The following is a 21,409-nucleotide window of genomic DNA, read 5'->3' as shown; positions in this document are numbered from 1 at the left end:
GCGACCTCACCGGGTGATCAAGGGGTTGACGTCTCCCGGACCGCGCCGACCGGACACAAGCTTCTTGATCACCGGGCGGGCCGGGGCGGGCCCGTGCCGGGGCGGGGGAGCGTCAGATGACTGCGGGGCTGCGGCGTTCGATCAGGGTCACGTCGCGCCAGGTGCCGTAGTGGCGGCCCACCCGCTCGCGGGTGCCGACGACGCGGAAGCCGCACGTCGCGTGCAGCGCGAGACTCGCCGTGTTCTCCGGGAACACACCGGACTGGATGGTCCAGATCCCGGCCGCCTCGGTCGAGGCGATCAGCGCCTCCAGCAGCGCCCGGCCGACCCCGCGCCCGCGCCCCCGCGGGTGCACGTAGACGGAGTGCTCGACCACACCGGCGTAGACGCAGCGGTCGGAGACAGCGGAGCAGGCCACCCAGCCGAGCACGTCGCCTGCCTCGTCGAGCGCCACCCAGCGGTGGCCGGGCAGCCGGGTGGCGGTGAACCTCGTCCAGTCCGGCGGCTCGGTCTCGAACGTGGCGTTGCCCTCGGCGATGCCCAGACGGTAGATCTCCAGCACGGCGTCGGCGTGCGAGTCGTCCATCGCGACGACGGTGACAGTCATCGGTTCCCCCTGTCCGGACCGGCGGTCGTCAGCGTAGTCGCGCGTCGAGGGGCCGGGACGGCGCCCGGCCCCTCGACGTGAGCGCTACCGCCGCCGGTAGACGGAGATGTGCGAGCGGCTGTCCGCATCGAACGGCGACCGGTCCCAGTCGGCGTACCGCTCGGTGAGCCGCAGCCCGGCCCGCTCCGCCAGCTCGTCGACCTGCTCCGGCCAGGCGTAGCGCATGGCGAACGGCTTCAGGTGCACGCCGGAGGCGTCGAACGTGACGGTCTGCCGCACGAACGTCTGCGCCGCGCGGTCGTACCGGTGCACGCGGATGGTGGCCGAGTCCTCGGTTACCTCCCGCACCTGGACCTGCTCGTCCCGGTCGAAGTCCGCCGGGTCGGGCACGAACGTCTCGATGACGAACGCCCCGCCGGGCGCGAGCACCCGGGCGACGTTGCGGAAGCACGCCGCCTGGCGTTCCTCGGAGACCAGGTTGAACAGCGTGTTGAACACCAGGAAGACCAGACGGTACGGCCCGGCGACCGGGACGTCCGCCATGTCGCCGATGGTCACGGGCAGGTCCGCGCCGCCCGGCTTGGCGCGCAGGTGCGCGACCATCTCCGGGGACGCCTCGACGCCCTCCACGGTCAGACCGCGGGCGGCCAGCGGCAGGGCCACCCGGCCGGTGCCGACCGCCAGTTCGAGCACCGGGCCGCCCTCGGCCAGCGGTGCGAGGAAGTCGACGGCCGGGGCCGGGTCGGGATTGCCGGGGCCGTCGTAGGTGTCGGCCCAGAGCCGGCCGAACAAGCCGGGATCGTCGAAGACGGACATCACACGCCCTCCCGCCGGGCGGAAGGGACAGGACGCGGCGCGAGGTCAGCGACCTCCGCCGGAATGGGGTACGGAAACACGAAGCCTCGTTTCGGCAAGGGTGACGACGGGTCGGTTGGGCTTCGCAGCGTGTGGCATGGCGGTGCTCCCTCCGGTCGGCTTCGAGGGGTCCAGCAGACCAGCAGCCGACCGGGGCGACAACCGGATTACGCCCGCAGCGCGTCGTCCACAGCGGTCTCCCGGCGGCCGAGGTGCACCGGGTCGCGCCCGCTGAGCACGTCCACGGCGGCCTTGACGCAGGCGGCGTGCTCCCGGGTGGAGCTGATCCGCCACTGGCCGGCGTACCGGCGGACGGTGTCGTCGCCGACGCCGACGGTCTCGATGCCGGCGTCCCGGCAGAGCGCCACCGCGCGCGGCAGGTGGAACGACTGGGTGACCACAGTGGCCCGCCGGACCCCGAAGACGCGGTGCGCGCGCACGCACGAGTCGTACGTGTCGAAGCCGGCATGGTCCAGCACCGTCTTCTCCGCCGGGACGCCCCGCTCGACGAGCCAGCGCCGCATCGCGTCCGGCTCGTCGTAGTCCCAGTCCATGTGGTCGCCGGAGAGCAGGAGCACCTTGACCTTGCCGGCGGCGTACAACTGGCGGGCGATCTCCAGCCGGCCGGCGAGGAACGGCTCCGGGGTGCCGTCCGGGTCCACCTTGGTGCCCAGCACCAGCGCGACCGGCGTCTCGGGCACGTCCGCGGCGCCGAACAGGCGACCCTCGGCGGCGCCGCGGACCCAGGTCACGCTGGCGATCGTGGCGGCGCCCAGCAGCACCACGGCGGCCGTGGCGAGCACCAGGAGCCGGCGGACCAGGCGTACGGCCCGGCGGTGGTCGCCCCGCCAGGCCCGCCAGCGCGCCGTCAGCCCTCGCATGGCGGCGATTGTGCCAGTGCGGGTCAGGAGATGTGGTGCAGGATCACGTTGTGCACGTGGTGGCTCTTCTCCGCGCCCCGGAACTCGACCTCGTAGGTGTGCGTGCCGACGTGCACGGCGATCGACCCGGTGGAGAAGAACGAACCGCCCCAGGACTTGTTGCTCACCACGCTCACGCTGGTGATCTTCGAGTACGGGATGCTGGTGATGGCGTACCGCTTGCCGACGAAGGAGCGGTCCTGGATGATCACCCGCCGGTCGGTCAGGCCGATGAAGCCGGTGCCGGTGCCCACCGCGTCGTAGACGGCGATGATCTGCTCACCGGGCAGCAGCCCGCTCTGGATCTGCTGGAACTGTTCCTTGCGGTCGTACGTGGGGCCAGACATGCATCTGAGGGTAGGCGGGGCGCGCCAGCGCTCAGGGCTCGGTGACCGCGCGGACCGCGTCCTCGATGCGCGCCGCGAGCAGCACCTCACCCTCGGTGAGTGGCTCGCCGTCGCCGTGGCCCAGCCGGATCTGGGTACGATCGGCCCGGCGGCTGATCTCCGGCCGCAGCCGCAGCGCGTCGGCGACCACCGCCACCCGTTCGGTGAGCGCGGCGTGCTGGGTGTCGTCGAGGACGATCGTGCGGCGGATCTGTTCGCCCTCGCGCGTCCATCCCGACAGCAGGGCGAGTGCGTCGCTGAGGTAGTCGTGCTTCGCACGGCCGCTGAACAGCACGCGCATCACCGCACCTCCCAGGCGTCGTTGCCGGCTTGTGGCCAAATCGTCGCCATCCCGTGTCCCAGTCGACGCTCTCTAGTCTCTCGCCACTCAGATGGTGTGTCCACGCCCACACTTCCGTGTTCTGCTGACCTGACGGCCGACGCAGCTACCCAAACCGCCGATTGATCTGGCACGCTGGTGGCCCGTGCGGACCGAACGGATTAGCGGGGGCGGACACGCCGACCGGCGGGAGCCGAGGGTGGTCGTCGGGGCCGCGATCATCGAGGGCGGCCGGGTGCTGGCGTGCGAGCGCTCCGCGCCCCCCGAGGTGGCGGGCCGGTGGGAGTTCCCCGGCGGGAAGGTCGAGCCGGGTGAGGCCGAGACCGACGCGCTGGCCCGCGAGTGCGCCGAGGAGCTGGGCGTACGGGTGGCTGTCGGCCGCCGCGTCGGCCGTGACGTACGGATGGCGCACGGCCGGTCCGTGCTGCGCGTCTACGCCGCCCGCCTGCTGCACGGCGACCAGCCGAAGGCCCTGGAGCACGCGGAGCTGCGCTGGCTCTCCGCCGCCGAGCTGGACAGCGTCGACTGGCTTCCGGCCGACGTGCCGATCGTGGCCGCGTTGCGTCCGCTGCTCGCCGCGTCCGACTGAGGCTCCGGACCGGACAGGCGGGCCGAAACGGGACGGGGGCCGGCGGCGTGTGCCGCTGGCCCCCGTCGTCGTGCTGTCGTTCAGTGCTTCGGCTCGTCCTGCTGCGGGTGGGCGAAGTTGAGGTGCTCCGGGGGCAGCGGGAACGTCACGTCGTCGCCGGACGGCGACGGCGCGGCGGCCCGGTTGAACGTCAGTTCGGTCAGCGGCAGCTTGCCGTTGGCGTCCACCGCCGGGGCGGTCGGGTGCGGCACCTCGCGGTGCCAGTTGACGCCCTGCTGGGCCTGACGCTCGGCGGCGCTGTCGTGCGAGCCGCCCGCGTGCGAGTGCACCCCGCCGTGCGAGTGCGTTCCGCCGGAGTGCGCGTGCGCCCCGCCGTGCGCCCCTCCGGACGTGACGGCACCGCTGGAATGCCCGCTGGTCGCGCTGGTCTGAGGCACCTGACCCCTCCGGAAGATCTTGTTACCGAGCCACACAAGGGGATCGTACCTGCGGTCGACGACCCGTTCCTTCATGGGGATGATCCCGTTGTCGGTGATCTTGATGTGCTCGGGGCAGACCTCGGTGCAGCACTTGGTGATGTTGCAGAAGCCGAGTCCCATGTCGGACTGCGCGTACTCCCGGCGGTCGGTACGCGCGTCCAGCGGGTGCATGTCCAGCTCGGCCGCCCGGATGAAGAACCGGGGGCCGGAGAACGCCGGCTTGTTCTCCTCGTGGTCCCGGATCACGTGGCAGACGTTCTGGCACAGGAAGCACTCGATGCACTTGCGGAACTCCTGCGAGCGCTCCACGTCGACCTGCTGCATCCGGTAGTCGCCGGGCGCCACGTCGGCCGGCGGCGCGAACGCCGGGGTCTCCCGGGCCTTCTCGTAGTTGAACGAGACGTCGGTGACCAGGTCCCGGATCACCGGGAACGTGCGCAGCGGGGTGACCGTGACGGTCTCGGACTCCTCGAACGTCGACATCCGGGTCATGCAGCCCAGCCGCGGCTTGCCGTTGATCTCCATGGAGCAGGAGCCGCACTTGCCGGCCTTGCAGTTCCACCGGCACGCCAGGTCCGGCGCTTCGGTGGCCTGCAGCCGGTGGATCACGTCGAGGACCACCTCGCCCTCGTTCACCTCGACCGTGTAGTCCTTCAGGTCGCCGCCGGTCTCGTCGCCCCGCCAGATGCGGAACTGGCGCTTACTTCCCATCAGTGTTCGCCTCCTCGGTGAGGGCGTCGAACTCGGCGAGTTCCTCGTCGGTCAGGTACTTGGCCAGCTCGGCCCGGTCGAACAGCCCGATCAGCTCCGGCCGCATCTTCGGCAGCGGCTTGTGGGTCAGCCGGACCGTGTCCCCGTCCAGCGAGCAGACCAGGTTGACCCGCCGCCACTTCGGGTCCATCGCCGGGTAGTCCTCCCGGGTGTGCCCGCCGCGCGACTCCTGCCGCTCCAGCGCCGCCATCGCGGTGCACTCCGAGACCACGAGCATGTTGCGCAGGTCCAGCGCCAGGTGCCAGCCCGGGTTGTAGCGCCGGTCGCCGACCGCGCTCACCTTCGCCACCCGCTCCCGCAGCTCGGCCAGCCGGCGCATGGCGTCCGCGAGCTCGCCCTCGCGCCGGATGATGCCGACCAGGTCGCCCATCACCGCCTGGAGGTCCTGCTGGAGCTGGTACGGGCTCTCGCCGGTGTCGCGCTGCAACGGCGCCAGCGCCGTCTCCACGGCGGCCTCCACCGCCGCCACCGACACCGCCGGGCGGCTGGTGAGCTGATCGGTGTACGTGGCCGCGTGCCCGCCCGCGCGCTTGCCGAAGACCAGCAGGTCGGACAGCGAGTTGCCGCCGAGCCGGTTGGAGCCGTGCATGCCGCCGGACACCTCACCGGCGGCGTAGAGCCCGCGCACCGTGCCGTACGCCGCGCCGGAGTCCGGGTCGACCTCGACGCCGCCCATCACGTAGTGACAGGTCGGGCCGACCTCCATCGGCTCCTTGGTGATGTCGACGTCGGCCAGCTCCTTGAACTGGTGGTACATCGACGGGAGGCGGCGGCGGATCTCCTCGGCCGACTTGCGGGAGGCGATGTCCAGGTAGACGCCGCCGGCCGGCGTACCCCGGCCCTCCTTGACCTCGCTGTTGATCGCGCGGGCGACCTCGTCACGGGGCAGCAGCTCCGGCGGACGCCGGTTGTTGTCCGGGTCGGTGTACCAGCGGTCCGCCTCCTCCTCGGTCTCCGCGTACTGCTTGCGGAACACGTCCGGGACGTAGTCGAACATGAACCGCTTGCCCTCGGAGTTCTTCAGCACCCCGCCGTCGCCGCGCACCGACTCGGTGACCAGGATGCCCTTCACCGAGGGCGGCCAGACCATGCCGGTCGGGTGGAACTGGAGGAACTCCATGTTGATCAGCGTCGCCCCGGCGCGCAGCGCCAGCGCGTGGCCGTCCCCGGTGTACTCCCAGGAGTTCGAGGTGACCTTGTAGGACCGTCCGACGCCGCCGGTGGCGAGCACCACGGCGGGCGCCTCGAAGAGGATGAACTCGCCGGACTCGCGGTAGTAGCCGAACGCGCCGGCGACGCGGTCGCCGTCGAGCAGCAACTCGGTGATCGTGGTCTCGGAGAAGACCCGGATCCGCGCGTCGTAGCTGCCGAACTCCTGCTTGTCCTCCTGCTGGAGCGAGACGATCTTCTGCTGGAGCGTACGGATCAGCTCCAGGCCGGTCCGGTCGCCGACGTGCGCCAGGCGCGGGTACTCGTGGCCGCCGAAGTTGCGCTGCGAGATCTTCCCGTCCTTGGTGCGGTCGAACAGCGCGCCGTACGTCTCCAGCTCCCAGATCCGCTGCGGCGCTTCCTTGGCGTGCAGCTCGGCCATCCGGAAGTTGTTGAGGAACTTGCCGCCGCGCATGGTGTCCCGGAAGTGCACCTGCCAGTTGTCCCGCGAGTTCACGTTGCCCATCGCGGCGGCGGCGCCGCCCTCGGCCATCACCGTGTGCGCCTTGCCGAACAGCGACTTCGAGATGATCGCGGTCTTCTTGCCGGCCAACCGGGCCTCGATCGCCGCGCGCAGGCCGGCGCCGCCGGCCCCGATCACGACGACGTCGTAGTGGTGTCGTTCGATTCGCGTCTCAGTCATGTCCAGGCTCTCAGTTGATGAACCGCAGGTCGTTGATCCAGCCGGCGGCGACCGCCATCACGTAGAAGTCGGTGAGCGCCAGGGTGCCCAGGGTGATCCAGGCGAGCTGCATGTGCCGGACGTTCAACCAGGACACCCCGGTCCACGCCTTGTAGCGCATCGGGTGCTTGGAGAAGTGCTTGAGCCGCCCGCCGATGATGTGCCGGCAGGAGTGGCAGGAGATCGTGTACGCCCACAGCATCACCACGTTGCCGAGCAGGATGATGTTGCCCAGGCCGAAGCCGAAGCCCTCGGGGGAGTGGAAGGCCAGGATCGCGTCCCAGGTGTTGATCAGCGAGATGATCGCGGCGGCGTAGAAGAAGTAGCGGTGCAGGTTCTGCCCGAGCAGCGGGAACCGCGTCTCACCGCTGTACGACTGGTGCCCGTCCGGCACCGCGCAGGCCGGGGGCGACAGCCAGAACGACCGGTAGTAGGCCTTGCGGTAGTAGTAGCAGGTCAACCGGAACAGCAGCAGGAACGGCAGGGTGAGCGCCGCGTCCGGGATGATCCACCAGCCGGGCAGGAACTGGCCGAAGTGCGAGGAGCCCTCGACACAGCGGTCGGTGACACAGGGGGAGTAGAACGGCGTCAGGTAGTGGTACTGCTCCACCCAGTACCACTTGTGCATGAAGACCCGGACCGTCGCGTAGATGACCCAGGCGCTGAGCCCGACCACGGTGATCAGCGGAGCGAACCACCAGCGGTCGGTCCGCAACGTCTTCGCCGCGATGGCGGCGCGCGCCCGCCCTCCCCGCGGCTGCGATCTCGGCGTCTTGGCCGACGTAGTTGTCATTCGAGTCATCTCCCTGACGTCACTGTCACGTCCTGCGCACGCACGAGGCCACACCGGCGAACCGGTGCGGCTAAGTGACACACGTTACGCCGATCTTCACGGCCCGGCCGCGCAACGCAGTGTCCCGTGTGTCCCGCAGCTTGGAAAGAGTCAGTTCATGATCAATGTGGCGGGTCGGTCGAACGGTGCGCCGACCGGCGCCGCGGTGCGCCCGGCGGCACGCCGGATCACCCGGACGCGCCGCCGGTGAAGTGCCAGGAGGACAGTCGCAGCGCCGGCGCCTCGTACCAGGACCCGTCGACCCGGCCCGGCTGCCGGACCGGCGCCCGGCCCAGGCCCAGCACCCGCCCCGGCCCCAGCGCCCGCGGGTACGACTCGGTGAACCGGAAGTCGCGCACGGCCCGGGTCGGCACGCCGTCCTCGACCAGCCAGACGCCGTTGCGGGTCAACCCGGTGACCACCAGCTGCTTCGGGTCCAGCACCCGCGTGTACCAGAAGTCGCTCACCAGCAGCCCACGCCGCATCCCGGCCACCAGCGCGGCGGTGTCCGGGTCACCCACCGCTCCGGTGACGCCCGCGCTCACCGGCCCGGCCGCGACTGTCGCGTCCGCATCGGCGACGCCCGGGTCCGCCAGCAGGCGGATGTTGTGCGGGATCGGCCCGAAGGTCGCGCTCCCCGGCATACCGTGGCCGGTGGACCCGGTGCCGGCCTCCGCGGCGCCGCGCCTGTCGTACGCCACCGCGCCGGTGGTGCCGCTCTCGACCAGCGGCAACGCCCGCCGGGGCGTGCCCTCCAGGTCGAACGGCAGCGTGCCGGCGTGCAGCGGATCGTCCACCAGGGTCACCGCCGGGTCGAACTGGGCGGTGCCCGGCTCGGCGAAGGACTGCCGTTCGGCGTACCGCTTGCCGTTGAAGCCGAACCAGGCGAGGTTCTGCAGCAGGTCGGCGACGGCGGCCGGTTCGAGCACCACCTCGTAGTGCCCGGGCGGCAGCTCGACCGGGTCGGCCGCGGCCCGTGCCTTCGCCGCCGCGTGCGCGCCGAGCGCCGCGCCGTCGAGGTCGGCGAGCCGGTCGGCGCAGAGCCGCGCCACCCCGTCCGCGCCGCCGGCCCGGGCGATGCCGTCCATGGCCGCCTCGGCCGCGCTGCCGGCCGCCGTGTGCCCGGCCGAGTTGGCGAACGCCCCCGACCGGTACGCGGTGCGGCAGTAGCCGGCCGCCTCCAGCCCGTCGACCGCGTCCACGAACGCGCGTACCCGCTCGGCCCGCTCGCCGGGCGAGGCGAACGCGGTGGCCTCGTCGGCGGCCGGGCCGGACGGCACGGGCGTCGGTGCGGTCAGTCCCGGCCAGGCCGGGTCGGGCGGCGCGAGCCGGGCCGCGGCCCGGGTCCGCTCGACCAGGGCGGCCAGCCCGTCGGCGTCCACCCGGTTGCCGCTGCCGGTCGCGGTCCGCCCGTCCACGTGCAACCGCAGGTGTACGGAGACACCGGTCTCGGACACGTTCTGATGGATGAAGGAGTTGGCGAACCGGGTCAGGGCCAGGTCGGTGCGGGTCACCAGTACCTCGGCCTCGGCATCCGCCCCGGCGGTACGTCGGACCAGGTCCACCACCCCCGCGGCGATCCCCAGTTCGGCGCTCATGCCGGCACTCCGCTTCGCTCCGTGCCGGCATGAGGCACTGTCGCCCTGAGCCTGCTGATTCGCTCGCTGCGCTCGCTCATGCCCGCACCCCCACCCGGACGCCGCGGAACCGGGCCGGCGCGGCCGGATGGCCGGTGTGCCCGACCTGGCCGGGCTGCCCCTTCCCGCAGTTGGGCGTGCCCCAGGCGACCGTCTCCGAGGAGAGCATGTCCATCGAGCGCCAGAAGACCGGCCCGATGCCGGTGTACGTCGGGTTGCGCAGCATCCGCCCCCGGCGGCCGTTCTTGACCTCCCAGCCGACCTCGCAGCCGAACTGGAAGTTGAGCCGCTTGTCGTCGATCGACCAGGACCTGTTGATGTCCATCAGCACCCCGTCGTCGGTGGCCGCGATGATCTCGTCCAGCGTGTGCGGGCCGGGTTCCAGGCCCACGTTCGTCATCCGCACCATCGGCAGCCGGGCCCAGCCGTCGGCCCGTACGCTGCCGCCGTAGTCCAGACCGGCGACGGCGGCCGAGTCCCGGCCGGCGAGCACCCCGACCCACCGCCCCTCGCGGACCGCGTCCCGGGCCACGGCGGGGGAGCCCTCGTCGTCGTAGCCGAAGCTGCCCAGCGCCCCGGGGATGGTCGGGTCGATGGTCACGTTCATCAGCTCGGAGCCGTAGCGCAGCGAGCCGAGGCGGGCCAGGTCGAGCCAGGACGTGCCGGCGAACGCCGCCTCCCAGCCGAGGATGCGGTCCAGCTCGATGGCGTGCCCGACCGACTCGTGGATCTGCAGCGCGAGCTGCTCGCCGCCGAGGATCAGATCGGTCTCGCCGGCCGGGCAGAGCGGCGCGGTCAGCAGCTCGCGGGACTCCTCGGCGATCCGGGCGGCGTGCGCGGCCAGGTCCAGCGAGGTGACCAGCTCCCAGCCGGTCGTGCCGTACTGCCCGCGGTAGCTCGGGTAGGACCGGCGCTGCGTCTCGCCGTCGCCGATCGACGTGGCCGAGATGCCGCCGCCGCACTCCCGGATGTGCTGGTCGATCCGGTGGCCCTCGCTGGAGACGAACCATTTCGTGGTGTCCCAGATCTGGTAGAGCCCCTCGGCCAGGTCGGCGCCGTGCTCGCGCATCGTCGCGGTGGCGCGGACCAGCAGGTCGCCCTTGTCCGACAGCGGCACCCCGAGCGGGTCGACGGCGCACTCCGAGGCCCAGCTCGCCACCGCCGCCTCGGAAGGCACCAGGTCGATCGGCGGGCCGGGAACCCGCGCGCTCGCGGTGGCGATCGCCGCGGCGCGCCGGCCGGCGTCGCGGGCCGCCGCGTCGGACAGATCGGGTACGGCGTGGAAGCCCCACCCCGAACCGACGAGCGCGCGTACGCCCAGCCCGATGCTCTCGTCCTGGCTCAGCTCCTCGATGTCGCCGTTGCGCGCAGACATCGACTCGTAGCGGCGGTGCATGACCCGGGCGTCGGCGTACCGGGCGCCCGCGTCGAGGGCGGCCTGGACGGCGGCGGTCGCCGCGTCGAACTCGCTCATGCGCTGTCCTGATGGGTCGCTCGACGCTCGCTCATGCGCCCGACCCTAGGCGAGCCCACCGACATCCGTCAGGGGACGAGATCCTCCGGCCGGATCGTGGCGCGGACGGGCTCGGTCAGCTCCAGCAGGGAACCGGGCTTTGTCACCGACACCTCCCGGTAGTGCCGACCCTGCCGCCGGTGCAGGTGCAGCGTGCCGGTCTCCTGCTCCACCAGCAGGTACCACTCGATGCCCGCGGCGGCGTAGTAGTGCATCTTGAGCACCTTGTCGGTTGCCGCGTTACCAGGTGAGATGACCTCGCACACGAGCCGAACGTCCCGCGCCTCGATCATCGGCTGGTCGAAGTCGATCGGCTCGGTGACGACCAGGTCGGGAATCGGTATGCGGCCTGGCCGGAGCCGGACGTTCACCGTCTCCAGCAGTTCCAGGCCGACGTGCCGGGCCGCGGCCTCCAGCAGGTTGCCGAGGTTCCGCTGGATTCGTTGGTGCCGCGGAGTCGGTGCCGGTGTCACGTGCAGGCTCCCGTCGAAGAGTTCGACGCGTTGCCGCGTCTCGCCGAGGGCGAGGTACTCCTCTTCGGTCCACGGGCCGTCGTGGCCGAACACCGCCGCGGTCATCGTCGCCTCCACCTCGTGCCGACGGGAATCATCCCTTCGTCGCCGGGACCATCGTCGCACTCCGGGTGCGGCGACGAGGCCGCGACGGCCAGTCGCGGGCGTGGATGTCCCAGGTGGCGGGCATGCGAGACGGAAACCCAGTCGTTACGCTCAGGCCGCTGACAGACCGCTCGATGTAGCTTATTTTCGCCTCCTGGGTTTTCCTGTAGGTTCTCTTCATCACCGAAGGGGAGGCGGTCAATGGGCAGGTCGGAGGCGGTGCCGTCCGGGGAGCCGGACCGCCCGGAGGTGCCGGAGCAGCGCTCCGGCGACGGGCCCTATCTCCAGGTCCGGGAACTGCGGGTGCGGTTCGACACCGAGGACGGCGTGGTCCGGGCGGTGGACGGCGTGTCGTTCGCCGTCGAGCGGGGTCGCACGCTGGGAATCGTGGGCGAGTCCGGGTCCGGTAAGAGCGTGACGTCGCTGGCGATTCTCGGTCTGCACAACGCGAAGCGGACGACCATCTCCGGGGAGATCTCCGTCGGTGGGCGTCAGCTCGTCGGCCTGCGTGAGGAGGAGATCCGCCGGTTGCGGGGCCGGGACATGGCGATGATCTTTCAGGATCCGTTGTCGGCGTTGCATCCGTACTACTCGGTGGGGCGGCAGATCGCGGAGGCGTACCGGGTGCACCACCCGAGGGCCGGGCGGCGGGAGGCCCGCAGCCGGGCGGTGGACATGCTGGGCCGGGTGGGGATTCCGCAGCCGGCGAAGCGGTTCGATCAGTACCCGCACGAGTTCTCGGGTGGGATGCGGCAGCGGGCGATGATCGCGATGGCGCTGGTGAACGACCCGGATCTGCTGATCGCCGATGAGCCGACGACGGCATTGGACGTGACGGTGCAGGCGCAGATCCTGGACCTGCTGGCGGATCTGCAGGAGGAGTTCCGGTCGGCGATCATCCTGATCACCCACGACCTGGGTGTGGTGTCGCAGGTCGCCGACGACGTGCTGGTCATGTACGCGGGCCGGGCGGTGGAGCACGGCAGCGTGGAGCGGGTGTTGCGGGCGCCGCAGCATCCGTACACGTGGGGGTTGTTGTCGAGCGTGCCGTCGTTGCACGGTGACGCGGACGCGGACCTGGTGCCCATTCCCGGCAACCCACCCAGCTTGATCAACCTGCCGTCGGGGTGCGCGTTCCACCCCCGCTGCCGGTGGGCCGACGTCAATGGCGACCGGTCCCGCATCGAGGTGCCCGAACTACGCGAGGCCGGGCAGGCGGGTCATCTGGTGGCCTGTCACCTGTCGGCGGCGGACCGGGAGCGGATCTACCGCGACGAGGTCGCACAGGTGGGGGTGGCCCGATGAGCGCCGAAACCGAACCGCTGCTGTCGGTGCGAGGACTGACCAAGCACTTCCCGGTGCGGCAGGGATTGCGCGCGCGGGGTGCGGTGCGTGCTGTCGACGGGCTGGACTTCGACGTGCGACCGGGCGAGACGCTCGGCCTGGTCGGGGAGTCGGGGTGCGGGAAGACCACGACCGGTCGGATGCTGGTCCGCCTGCTGGAACCCACCTCCGGCAGCATCACGTTCGCCGGGCGGGACATCACCCACGGCGGACGCCGTGAGCTGCGCGGGCTGCGGCAGGACCTGCAGATCATCTTCCAGGACCCGTACGCCTCACTGAACCCCCGCCACACCGTCGGGCGGATCGTGGCCATGCCGTTGCAGGTCAACCGGATCACCCCACCCGGCGGTGTGAAGAAACGGGTCCAGGAGTTGCTGGAACTGGTCGGGCTGAATCCGGAGCACTACAACAGGTACCCGCACGAGTTCTCCGGCGGCCAACGCCAGCGCATCGGCATCGCCCGCGCCCTCGCGTTGAAACCCAAGCTCATCGTCGCCGACGAACCCGTCTCGGCGCTGGACGTGTCGATCCAGGCGCAGGTCATCAACCTGCTGCGCGACCTGCAACGCGACCTGGACCTGGCGTTCGTGTTCATCGCCCACGACCTCGCCGTCATCCGCCACTTCTGCCACCGCGTCGCCGTCATGTACCTCGGCACAATCGTCGAAATCGGCGACCGCGACACCATCTACACCCGGCCGCAGCACCCCTACACCCGAGCCCTGCTCTCCGCCATCCCCGACGTCACCACCCTCGGGCCCGCCGGCCGGATCCGCCTCACCGGCGACGTCCCCACCCCACTCAACCCGCCATCGGGCTGCCGCTTCCGTACCCGCTGCTGGAAAGCCACCGACCACTGCGCCACCGAAGAACCGGCGCTGACCACCCGGGACGACGGCGGGCAACTCACCGCCTGCCACTACCCGGAGAGCGGACCGGTCGGCATGCCGACCGGCGAACCCGTGGAGGTGTCGAAATGAGCCTGTCGCCGGTCGAGGGCGCGGCGCTCGCCGAGATCGAGTCCTCCGATCAGGAGCCGGACGAGAAGAAGCGGCTGGTCGGCCGCTCACCGGGCCAGCTCGTCTGGGCCCGGCTGCGGCGCGACCGTACCGCAATGGTCAGCGGTGTCGTGCTGGCCCTGTTCATCCTGGCGGCGGTGGCCGCGCCGCTGATCCAGCGGCTGTACGGCGTGTCGCCGAACCAGCAGTTCGGTGACCTGTTGGACGCCACCGGCATGCCGCTGGGCTACGTGGGCGGCGTCAGCGGTGACCACTGGTTCGGGCTGGAACCGGGCCTGGGCCGGGACATCTTCATCCGGATGATCTACGGCATCCGGACGTCGCTGCTGATCGCGCTCGGCGCCGCGCTGGTCACCACGACCATCGGCGTGGTGCTCGGGATCGTCGCCGGCTTCCTGGGCGGCGTGGTCGACTCGGTGATCAGCTGGATCACCGACGTCGCGCTGGCGTTGCCGTTCCTCATCTTCGCGCTGGCCGTGGTGCCGACGTTCTCGCTGCGCTTCTACGGCCCCCGGGACGCGGTGCCGACGTGGTTCGCGGTGACCACGCTGATCGTGGTCTTCGCCGCGTTCGGCTGGACCGGCACGGCCCGGCTCGTCCGGGGCCAGGTGGTGTCGCTGCGCGAACGGGAGTTCGTGGAGGCGGCGCGGGCCAGCGGCGCCGGGCTCGGGCACATGCTGTTCCGGCAGTTGCTGCCGAACATCTGGGCCCCGATCCTGGTGGCGTTCTCGCTCGCCGTGCCGTCGTACGTCACGGGCGAAGCGGCGCTGTCCTTCCTCGGCGTCGGGCTGCCCGAGTCGGTGCCGAGCTTCGGCCGGATGATCTACCGCAGCATCGACTACCTGCAGACCGACCCGGCGTACGTCTTCTTCCCCGGCATCACCATCTTCGCGCTCGTGCTGGCGTTCAACCTCTTCGGCGACGCGCTGCGCGACGCGCTCGACCCGAAGTCGTCACGGTAGGGGGTTTGACGACATGGTGCGGTTTCTGCTGAAGCGGCTGCTGCTCGCGGTCTCGGTGCTGCTCGCGGTGAGCATCGTCAGTTTCCTCATGTTCTTCGCGCTGCCCCGCGACCCGGTGACCGGCATGTGCCCGAAGAACTGCAACGCCGAGCGGCTGGAGCGGGTACGCACGGAGCTGGGGCTCAACGACCCGAAGCCGACGCAGTACGTCAACTACATGAAGGGCATCTTCGTCGGCCGTGACCTGGGCAGCGCGCAGGGCGGCAAGTGCGAGGCGCCCTGCCTCGGCTACTCGTACGTCAACAGCGAGGCGGTGACCGACACGTTCGCCCGGGTGCTGCCGGTGACGCTGAACATCGTGCTCCCGGCGGCGGTGCTCTGGCTGGCGCTCGGCGTGGGGCTCGGGATGATCTCCGCGCTGCGGCGGGGGTCGCTGCTCGACCGCATCTCGATCGGGTTGACGCTGACGTTCGCCTCGCTGCAGCTCTACTTCGTCGGCGCCGTGCTGCTGCTGGTCTTCGTGTACTCGCTGAAGATCCTGCCGACACCCCGCTACGTGCCGTTCCTGGAGAACCCGATCGAATGGGCGCGCGGCCTGGTGCTGGCGTGGGTGACGCTCGCGCTGCTCTTCTCCGCGATCTACGCGCGGCTGTCCCGGGCGCAGATGCTGGAGACGCTCTCCGAGGACTTCGTGCGGACCGCGCGGGCCAAGGGCGTGGCGAAACGCAATGTGTACGGACGGCACGCGCTGCGCGCCGCGATCACGCCGATCGTGACGATCGCCGGGCTCGACGTGGGCGCGGCACTGGGCGGCACCGTCATCACCGAGACGACGTTCGGCATCCAGGGGCTGGGGCGTACGGCGGTGGAGGCGGTACGCCAGGGCGACCTGCCGACCATCATGGCCACCGTCCTGGTGTCGGCGCTGTTCGTGGTGGTGGCGAACATCGTGGTCGACCTGCTGTACGCGTTCATCGATCCACGGGTGCGTCTGGGCTGATCCGGGCGTCGCCGGTGGTCGATCGTTGTGCCCCCGTTATCTGCTCGAAATTTACCGCGAGTGAAAGCTAGGCGAAGCTTTCCTTCATCGGACCCGAGGAGTTGAGTATGCGAGCAAGACTCGCCACCGCCGTGGGCGGTGCGATGGCACTGGTGGTCGCCCTCAGTGCGTGCAGCAAGAACACCGGCGACAACGGCGACACCGCGGACACGAACAAGCCCCGCAGCGGCGCCATCGCGACCGACCCGAAGGACTCGCTCGGCCCGGCGGCCGAGGTGCCCGGCGCGGCCAAGGGCGGAACCTTCTACATCCTGCGCGAGAGCAAGATCTCCCACCTGGACCCGCAGCGGGTCTACTCGTTCGCCGGCCTGATGGGCAGCCAGCTCTACGCCCGGTTCCTCACCACCTTCAAGGACGACGGCAAGGGCAACGTCACGCTGGTCGGCGACCTCGCCGAGACGCCCGGCAAGAACGTGAACAACGACTGCAAGGTCTGGGAGTTCACGATCAAGGAGGGCGTCAAGTTCGAGGACGGCCGCCCGATCACCTCCAAGGAGATCGCGTACGGCATCGCCCGCTCGTTCGACCCGGACCTGACCGGCGGCCCCACCTACCTGCAGGAGTGGCTGGCCGACAGCCCGCAGTACGACACCAAGTGGGACTTCAAGAAGAACAAGACCTCGCTGCCGCCCGGCCTGACCACGCCGGACCCGCGCACGCTGCGCTTCGAGTTCAACAAGCCCCGCTGCGACCTGCCGTTCGCGGTGTCGCTGCCGGCCACCGCGCCGCTGCCGCCGGACAAGGACACCGGCGTCAACCTGGACAACATGCCGTTCTCGTCCGGGCCGTACCGGTTCACCAAGATCCAGCCCGGCGTGGAGATGGTGCTGGAGCGCAACACGAACTGGGATCCGGCCACCGACCCGGTGCGGCACGCGTACCCGGACAAGTTCGTCTGGTCGCTCGGCTCGGACAACACCACCCAGACCAACCGCGTCCTCGCCGGCACCGGCAACGACGCGGCGGCGGTCGCCACCGGCGGCGTGCCGCCCGAGCTGATCGCGAAGGTGACCGGCGACCCGGCGCTCAAGGCGCGGATGATCGTCGCGGCGACGCCCAACGCCTACCGGCTGAGCATCAACACCACCCGGGTCACCGACCTGTCCGTGCGGCAGGCGATCAACTACGCGATCGACCGCAGCAGCATCACCAAGAACCTCGGCGGCCCGTACGGCGCGGTGCCGCTGACCACGCTGCTGCCCCCGACCACGCTCGGGTACAAGAAGTTCGACGCGTACCCGGCCGGTGAGAGCGGCGACCCGGCGAAGGCGAAGGAGACGCTGGGCGGCAAGTCGGTGAACCTGGTGCTCGGCACCTCGGACGACACCGCCTCGCAGGAGACCGCCACCCAGGTCAAGAACGCGCTGGAGAAGGCCGGCTTCACGGTCACCGTCAAGCCGATCCCCGAGGACGGCTACCTCGACTTCGTGAAGAAGAAGAGCAACCCGTGGGACCTGTGGGTCGACTCGTGGGCGGCCGACTGGCCCAGCGGCGCCTCGATCCTGCCGGTGCTCTTCGACGGCCGCAGCCTCAAGGCCGAGGGCAACAGCAACACGTCCCAGCTCAACAACGAGGCGATCAACGCCGAGTTCGACCGGGTGCTGGCCCTCGACCCGGCCAAGCAGGCCGAGGAGTGGAGCAAGCTGGACGAGAAGCTGATGAAGGAGTCCGCGCCGGCGGTGCCGCTCTACAACGAGGTGGTCTCCGTGGCGCACGGCGAGAAGGCCGGCGGCATCTTCATCGGCAGCATCTTCGGCTGGCCCAGCTTCGTCAACGCGTACGTCAAGCAGTAGCTCTGCAAGGAAGGGCCCCTTCTTAACGCCTGGCGTTAAGAAGGGGCCCTTCCTCTACCGCAGGCGTTAACAGGGGGCCCTTCCTTACAAGTAGCGGCGGAGGAAGTCCAGCTCCAGCCGGAGCAGGCGCTCGGACACCCCGCCCGCGGCCAGGTGACTCGCGCCGGTCAGCGGCAGCACCGCGTGCGGCCGGCCCGTCGCCAGCAGCGCCGCGGACAGCCGCAGCGTGTGCGCGGCCAGCACGTTGTCGTCGGCCAGGCCGTGCACCAGCAGCATCGGCCGGGCCTGCGCCGGGTCGCCGAGCGGCTCGGCGGCCAGCTCGACCAGCGAGTGGTGGGCGTAGACGTCCATGCCGTCGTCGGGCATGCCGAGGTAGCGCTCGCTGTACGCGGTGTCGTACAGCGCCCAGTCGGTGACCGGCGCGCCGACGATCGCGCACTTGAACAACTCCGGGTGGCGCAGCACCGCGAGCCCGGCCAGCCAGCCGCCGAACGACCAGCCGCGCACCGCCACCCGTTCCAGGTCCAGGTCGGGGTGCTTGTCGGCGAGCGCGGTGAGCGCGTCCACCTGGTCGGTGAGGATCACGTCGGCGACCCGGCGGTGGATCGCCTTCTCGAACGAAGGTGCGATGCCGGGGGTGCCCCGGTTGTCGATGGTGACCACCGCGAAGCCCTGCTCGGCCCACCACTGCCGCTCCAGCCAGACGCTGCGGGCCGCCACCACCTCCTGGTGGCCTGGGCCGCCGTAGATGTCCAGCAGCACCGGCAGCCGGGTGCCCTTGACGTGCTCGGCCGGGTAGAGCACCGCGCTTGGCAGCCGCCGGTCGGTGACCCGGACCATCGTCGGCCGCGGCGCGTACGAGCAGGTGGCGGCCAGCGAGCGCAGCTCACCCACCTCGCGGTCGCCGTGCCAGACGCGCCAGCGCACGCCGGGGTGCTCCAGCGACGCGATGCCCACCGCCAGCGTGGAGCCGCCGATCGAGGCGGTGTGCCAGCCGGGGTCGCTGCCCATCCGGCGGGCGTCCATGCCGCCGCCGATGGTGGTCCGCACCCGGTAGAGGTGGCGCTGGCTCGGCTCACCCTCACTCGCCTCGACCAGCAGGTCCGCGGTCGTGCCCGCGCCGTTCGGCAGCCGCCCGACCACCCGCCGCACGTACAGCGAGGGCGGGGTGAGCAGCGTGCCGTCGGCGAACAGGCAGCGTGCGTCGTACCCGTCGTGGGCCAGTTCGCCGCCGACCAGCACCCGCCCGTCGGGCAGGTGGGCGGGGGTGCCGGGGATCGGTTCCACCCAGCGCGGGTCGGCCAGCTCGGCGTGCACCTGCGTCTCCCCGGTGCGCGGGTCCACCGCCAGCACCAGGCCGTGCTGCTGCGAGCGGCGCAGCACCGTGATCAGCGGCCCGCCGTCGGACCAGTCCGCCGAGCTCAGGTAGGGGTAGGTCTCCCGGTCCCAGTGCACGTCGACCCAGCCGCCGTCGAGGTCGAGCAGGTGCAGGCTGACCTCCGCGTTCGGGCCACCCGCGACGGGGTACGCCAGCGACGTCGGCGGGCTCGCCGGGTCGGCCGGGTCGTGCAGGTACCAGCGTTCCAGCCGGGACTCGTCGACCCGGGCGGCCAGCACGCTGCGCCCGTCCGGCGCCCACCAGTAGCCGCGGTAGCGGTCGAACTCCTCGGCGGCGATGTGCTCGGCCAGCCCCCAGGTCACGCCGCTGTCCTCACCGGCGAGCAGGTTGTCGGTACCGTCCGGCTCCACCACCCGCAGCTGGCCCCGGCGTACGCCCTCGGCGGCGTCGGTGACGTAGGCCAGCCGCTCGCCGGTCGGGTCGGGCCGGGGGTCGATCACCGGCCCGCCGGTGGCCACCTCGACCACGTCGCCGTGCACCAGGTCGGCCCGGAACAGCCGCCCGGCCAGCGCGAACGCGGCCACCCGGCCGGCCGCGTCCAGGGCGTACGAGCCGATGCCGCCGGAGCTGAGCCGCAGCCGCTCGCGCAGCGCCCGCTCACCCGGGGACAGGCGGGCCGGATCGGCGTCCGCGCCCAGCAGCACCGCCGGGTCGGCGACCAGGCGTTCCTCGCCGCTGTCGATGTCGAGCAGCCAGAGCGCGTCGGCCGGGTCCTCCGGTCCCGCGGAGCGCAGGAAGACGACCCGGGAGCCGTCGCCGGAGACGGTGACGGCGCGCGGCGCCCCGTGGCTGAACCGACGGGTACGGGCGGCCAGCTCGGGAAAGTCCACGCCTGCAGCGTAGGCGCGCGCCGGAGGTGATGTGGCCGACCTGAGCGGACGCATCACCGTCGAGCGGGCAGGACCGCCGGTTAGAGTGACGGGCGTGACGACGCTGCCCGACCGACGCCTTCTGCTGGTCCACGCTCATCCCGACGACGAGTCGATCGGCACCGGCGCGACGATGGCGCACTACGCCGCCACCGGCGCCCACGTCACGCTCGTCACCTGCACGCTGGGCGAGGAGGGCGAGATCCACGTCCCGGCGCTGGCCCAGCTCTGCGCGGCCGAGGCGGACCAGCTCGGCGGCTACCGGATCGGCGAGCTGGCCGACGCCTGCGCCGCGCTCGGCGTCACCGACCACCGGTTCCTCGGCGGCGCGGGCCGCTACCGCGACTCGGGCATGATGGGCATGGCCACCAACGAGCACCCGCGGGCGTTCTGGCAGGCCGACCTGGACGTCGCCGCCGGGCACCTGCTGGAGGTCATCCGCGAGGTCCGTCCCCAGGTGCTCGTCACGTACGACCCGAACGGCTTCTACGGCCACCCGGACCACATCCAGGCGCACCGGGTGGCGATGCGCGGCGTGGAGCTGGCCGCGGCCGAGGGGATCGCCCCGGCGAAGGTCTACTGGACGGCCATGCCGCGCAGCGTGCTCGACGCCGGGCTGGAGACGTTCACCGAGTCCTCGGACAACCCGTTCGCCGGCATCGAGAGCGCCGACGAGCTGCCGTTCGGCACGCCGGACGCGGAGATCGCCGCCCGGATCGACGGCACCGAGCAGCACGCCGCCAAGGAGGCGGCGATGCGGGCCCACGCCACCCAGATCCCGGCCAACTCGTGGCTCTACTCGATCGCCGGCAACTTCGGCGGCGAGTTCATGGGCGTCGAGTACTTCACGCTCGCGGTGGGCGAGAAGGGGCCCGGCCATGGCCCGTACGGCTGGGAGGACGACCTCTTCGCCGGGATCGCCCCGGACGCCGCGGATCGGTCCCCCGTCGCGGCGGCCGGTGTCCGGTGACGCTGCCGGCCGTACCCGTGTCGACAGTTGCCGAGCCGCCACCGGAGGCCGCGCCGCCGAGCCGGGCGGAGCGGACGCTCGACCGCGCGCTGCGGGTGACCGGCGGCGTGCTGACGGTCTGGGGCGGCGTGCTGCTCGCGCTGCTCGAACTGATCTTCTCGACCTGGGCCTGGGAGCTGGTGCAGGGCCGTTCCGGCGCGGCGCAGGCGCTGGTCGGGGTGGGCGCGGTGGTCGTCGGCGTGCCGGTGGTGGTGGCGGCGACGGTGCTGCTGGGCTCGTTCGGGCACCGGTCGACGGGGGGCCGCTGGGCGGTCGTGCTGGCCGCGCTGCCGTGGTTCGTGGTGATCGTGGCGGGCGGTGTCCGGACCGTCGAGGGTGATCTCGCGCTGGTCGGCGACAACGTGCTCGGGCTGGCGCTGATCGTCGCCACCGCGGTCACGTTCGCGGTGGTCGGTTTCCGGCACCTGGTGACGCCGCCCCCTGTCCGGTGAGGTGCTGACGCCACACAGGCGACGGTGGTAGACATTCCTGCCAGAGGCCCGCCGAGGGAGCGGGC

Annotated in this window: 20 protein-coding genes; 8 read left to right on the top strand and 12 right to left on the bottom strand. The window is 71.4% G+C overall.

The features are described from left to right. Positions 1-112: 112 nt before the first annotated feature. The 5 genes from BAW75_RS25650 to BAW75_RS25630 form a co-directional block, all read right to left on the bottom strand. On the bottom strand, positions 113-607 hold the full coding sequence (locus BAW75_RS25650) for a GNAT family N-acetyltransferase (RefSeq protein ID WP_104115169.1): 495 nt from the start codon (positions 605-607) through the stop codon (positions 113-115). 84 nt (positions 608-691) lie between these two features. Beyond that, positions 692-1,423, bottom strand: a complete 732-nt coding sequence (locus BAW75_RS25645) for a class I SAM-dependent methyltransferase (RefSeq protein ID WP_104115168.1) — start codon at positions 1,421-1,423, stop codon at positions 692-694. A gap of 206 nt (positions 1,424-1,629) precedes the next feature. After that, positions 1,630-2,343, bottom strand: a complete 714-nt coding sequence (locus BAW75_RS25640; RefSeq protein ID WP_104115167.1) for a SanA/YdcF family protein — start codon at positions 2,341-2,343, stop codon at positions 1,630-1,632. Positions 2,344-2,366: 23 nt separating this feature from the next. After that, positions 2,367-2,729, bottom strand: a complete 363-nt coding sequence (locus BAW75_RS25635) for a PH domain-containing protein (RefSeq protein ID WP_018784695.1) — start codon at positions 2,727-2,729, stop codon at positions 2,367-2,369. A gap of 31 nt (positions 2,730-2,760) precedes the next feature. Next, entirely contained in the window at positions 2,761-3,069 is a 309-nt protein-coding gene (locus BAW75_RS25630; protein ID WP_018784696.1) for a 4a-hydroxytetrahydrobiopterin dehydratase, read from the bottom strand. A gap of 184 nt (positions 3,070-3,253) precedes the next feature. Here BAW75_RS25630 and BAW75_RS25625 point away from each other — a divergent pair, with 184 nt between their 5' ends. Continuing rightward, a complete protein-coding gene (locus BAW75_RS25625) occupies positions 3,254-3,697 on the top strand; it encodes a (deoxy)nucleoside triphosphate pyrophosphohydrolase (protein ID WP_208635308.1) in 444 nt (147 codons plus the stop codon). 80 nt (positions 3,698-3,777) lie between these two features. On the opposite strand, the gene BAW75_RS25620 is transcribed toward BAW75_RS25625, so the two are convergent. The 6 genes from BAW75_RS25620 to BAW75_RS25595 form a co-directional block, all read right to left on the bottom strand. After that, complete coding sequence (locus tag BAW75_RS25620; protein WP_104115165.1) at positions 3,778-4,887, bottom strand: succinate dehydrogenase/fumarate reductase iron-sulfur subunit; 1,110 nt, start codon at positions 4,885-4,887, stop codon at positions 3,778-3,780. Then, on the bottom strand, positions 4,877-6,799 hold the full coding sequence (locus BAW75_RS25615) for a fumarate reductase/succinate dehydrogenase flavoprotein subunit (protein WP_104115164.1): 1,923 nt from the start codon (positions 6,797-6,799) through the stop codon (positions 4,877-4,879). The genes BAW75_RS25620 and BAW75_RS25615 overlap by 11 nt, the downstream gene beginning before the upstream one ends. A gap of 10 nt (positions 6,800-6,809) precedes the next feature. Then, complete coding sequence (locus BAW75_RS25610) at positions 6,810-7,631, bottom strand: hypothetical protein (protein ID WP_104115163.1); 822 nt, start codon at positions 7,629-7,631, stop codon at positions 6,810-6,812. 227 nt (positions 7,632-7,858) lie between these two features. Continuing rightward, entirely contained in the window at positions 7,859-9,268 is a 1,410-nt protein-coding gene (locus tag BAW75_RS25605) for a TldD/PmbA family protein (protein ID WP_104115162.1), read from the bottom strand. Between the two features lie 76 nt (positions 9,269-9,344). Further along, positions 9,345-10,781 (bottom strand): TldD/PmbA family protein, encoded by a 1,437-nt coding sequence (locus BAW75_RS25600; RefSeq protein WP_043328418.1) that lies wholly within the window; start codon positions 10,779-10,781, stop codon positions 9,345-9,347. Positions 10,782-10,849: 68 nt separating this feature from the next. After that, on the bottom strand, positions 10,850-11,398 hold the full coding sequence (locus BAW75_RS25595) for a Uma2 family endonuclease (RefSeq protein WP_043330945.1): 549 nt from the start codon (positions 11,396-11,398) through the stop codon (positions 10,850-10,852). A 240-nt stretch (positions 11,399-11,638) separates the two neighbouring features. Here BAW75_RS25595 and BAW75_RS25590 point away from each other — a divergent pair, with 240 nt between their 5' ends. From BAW75_RS25590 to BAW75_RS25570, 5 genes are all read left to right on the top strand, one after another. Beyond that, a complete protein-coding gene (locus BAW75_RS25590; protein WP_104115161.1) occupies positions 11,639-12,742 on the top strand; it encodes an ABC transporter ATP-binding protein in 1,104 nt (367 codons plus the stop codon). Next, on the top strand, positions 12,739-13,761 hold the full coding sequence (locus tag BAW75_RS25585; protein WP_104115160.1) for an ABC transporter ATP-binding protein: 1,023 nt from the start codon (positions 12,739-12,741) through the stop codon (positions 13,759-13,761). Before BAW75_RS25590 ends, BAW75_RS25585 begins: the two co-directional genes overlap by 4 nt. After that, entirely contained in the window at positions 13,758-14,762 is a 1,005-nt protein-coding gene (locus BAW75_RS25580) for an ABC transporter permease (RefSeq protein ID WP_064447917.1), read from the top strand. The genes BAW75_RS25585 and BAW75_RS25580 overlap by 4 nt, the downstream gene beginning before the upstream one ends. A gap of 13 nt (positions 14,763-14,775) precedes the next feature. After that, positions 14,776-15,762: an ABC transporter permease gene (locus BAW75_RS25575; RefSeq protein ID WP_043328426.1), complete on the top strand. Its 987-nt coding sequence runs from the start codon at positions 14,776-14,778 to the stop codon at positions 15,760-15,762. A gap of 107 nt (positions 15,763-15,869) precedes the next feature. After that, positions 15,870-17,615: an ABC transporter substrate-binding protein gene (locus BAW75_RS25570; RefSeq protein WP_043328427.1), complete on the top strand. Its 1,746-nt coding sequence runs from the start codon at positions 15,870-15,872 to the stop codon at positions 17,613-17,615. Positions 17,616-17,699: 84 nt separating this feature from the next. On the opposite strand, the gene BAW75_RS25565 is transcribed toward BAW75_RS25570, so the two are convergent. Further along, positions 17,700-19,844, bottom strand: coding sequence for a prolyl oligopeptidase family serine peptidase (locus BAW75_RS25565; protein ID WP_104115159.1), 2,145 nt, complete (start codon positions 19,842-19,844; stop codon positions 17,700-17,702). A gap of 85 nt (positions 19,845-19,929) precedes the next feature. On the opposite strand from BAW75_RS25565, the gene mshB reads away from it, so the two are divergent. Together mshB and BAW75_RS25555 are read left to right on the top strand one after the other, a co-directional pair. Then, the gene (gene mshB, locus BAW75_RS25560) at positions 19,930-20,853 is read left to right on the top strand and encodes an N-acetyl-1-D-myo-inositol-2-amino-2-deoxy-alpha-D-glucopyranoside deacetylase (protein WP_176722736.1); all 924 of its coding nucleotides are present in this window, start codon (positions 19,930-19,932) and stop codon (positions 20,851-20,853) included. Then, the gene (locus BAW75_RS25555; protein ID WP_104115158.1) at positions 20,850-21,344 is read left to right on the top strand and encodes a hypothetical protein; all 495 of its coding nucleotides are present in this window, start codon (positions 20,850-20,852) and stop codon (positions 21,342-21,344) included. The genes mshB and BAW75_RS25555 overlap by 4 nt, the downstream gene beginning before the upstream one ends. Positions 21,345-21,409: the final 65 nt, after the last annotated feature.

The sequence above is a fragment of the Micromonospora chalcea genome (assembly GCF_002926165.1).
GTDB lineage: Bacteria > Actinomycetota > Actinomycetes > Mycobacteriales > Micromonosporaceae > Micromonospora > Micromonospora chalcea.
This window is presented reverse-complemented; position numbering and strand designations above follow the sequence as displayed.

What these genes read in the sequence shown, in the direction of transcription:
- BAW75_RS25610 (WP_104115163.1), bottom strand. Translation starts at nt 7,631, where the DNA reads ATGACAACTACGTCGGCCAAGACGCCGAGATCGCAGCCGCGGGGAGGG.
- BAW75_RS25620 (WP_104115165.1), bottom strand. Translation starts at nt 4,887, where the DNA reads ATGGGAAGTAAGCGCCAGTTCCGCATCTGGCGGGGCGACGAGACCGGC.
- BAW75_RS25615 (WP_104115164.1), bottom strand. Translation starts at nt 6,799, where the DNA reads ATGACTGAGACGCGAATCGAACGACACCACTACGACGTCGTCGTGATC.
- BAW75_RS25595 (WP_043330945.1), bottom strand. Translation starts at nt 11,398, where the DNA reads ATGACCGCGGCGGTGTTCGGCCACGACGGCCCGTGGACCGAAGAGGAG.
- BAW75_RS25605 (WP_104115162.1), bottom strand. Translation starts at nt 9,268, where the DNA reads ATGAGCGCCGAACTGGGGATCGCCGCGGGGGTGGTGGACCTGGTCCGA.
- BAW75_RS25630 (WP_018784696.1), bottom strand. Translation starts at nt 3,069, where the DNA reads ATGCGCGTGCTGTTCAGCGGCCGTGCGAAGCACGACTACCTCAGCGAC.
- BAW75_RS25590 (WP_104115161.1), top strand. Translation starts at nt 11,639, where the DNA reads ATGGGCAGGTCGGAGGCGGTGCCGTCCGGGGAGCCGGACCGCCCGGAG.
- BAW75_RS25635 (WP_018784695.1), bottom strand. Translation starts at nt 2,729, where the DNA reads ATGTCTGGCCCCACGTACGACCGCAAGGAACAGTTCCAGCAGATCCAG.
- BAW75_RS25585 (WP_104115160.1), top strand. Translation starts at nt 12,739, where the DNA reads ATGAGCGCCGAAACCGAACCGCTGCTGTCGGTGCGAGGACTGACCAAG.
- BAW75_RS25640 (WP_104115167.1), bottom strand. Translation starts at nt 2,343, where the DNA reads ATGCGAGGGCTGACGGCGCGCTGGCGGGCCTGGCGGGGCGACCACCGC.
- BAW75_RS25650 (WP_104115169.1), bottom strand. Translation starts at nt 607, where the DNA reads ATGACTGTCACCGTCGTCGCGATGGACGACTCGCACGCCGACGCCGTG.
- BAW75_RS25580 (WP_064447917.1), top strand. Translation starts at nt 13,758, where the DNA reads ATGAGCCTGTCGCCGGTCGAGGGCGCGGCGCTCGCCGAGATCGAGTCC.
- BAW75_RS25575 (WP_043328426.1), top strand. Translation starts at nt 14,776, where the DNA reads ATGGTGCGGTTTCTGCTGAAGCGGCTGCTGCTCGCGGTCTCGGTGCTG.
- BAW75_RS25600 (WP_043328418.1), bottom strand. Translation starts at nt 10,781, where the DNA reads ATGAGCGAGTTCGACGCGGCGACCGCCGCCGTCCAGGCCGCCCTCGAC.
- BAW75_RS25645 (WP_104115168.1), bottom strand. Translation starts at nt 1,423, where the DNA reads ATGTCCGTCTTCGACGATCCCGGCTTGTTCGGCCGGCTCTGGGCCGAC.
- BAW75_RS25570 (WP_043328427.1), top strand. Translation starts at nt 15,870, where the DNA reads ATGCGAGCAAGACTCGCCACCGCCGTGGGCGGTGCGATGGCACTGGTG.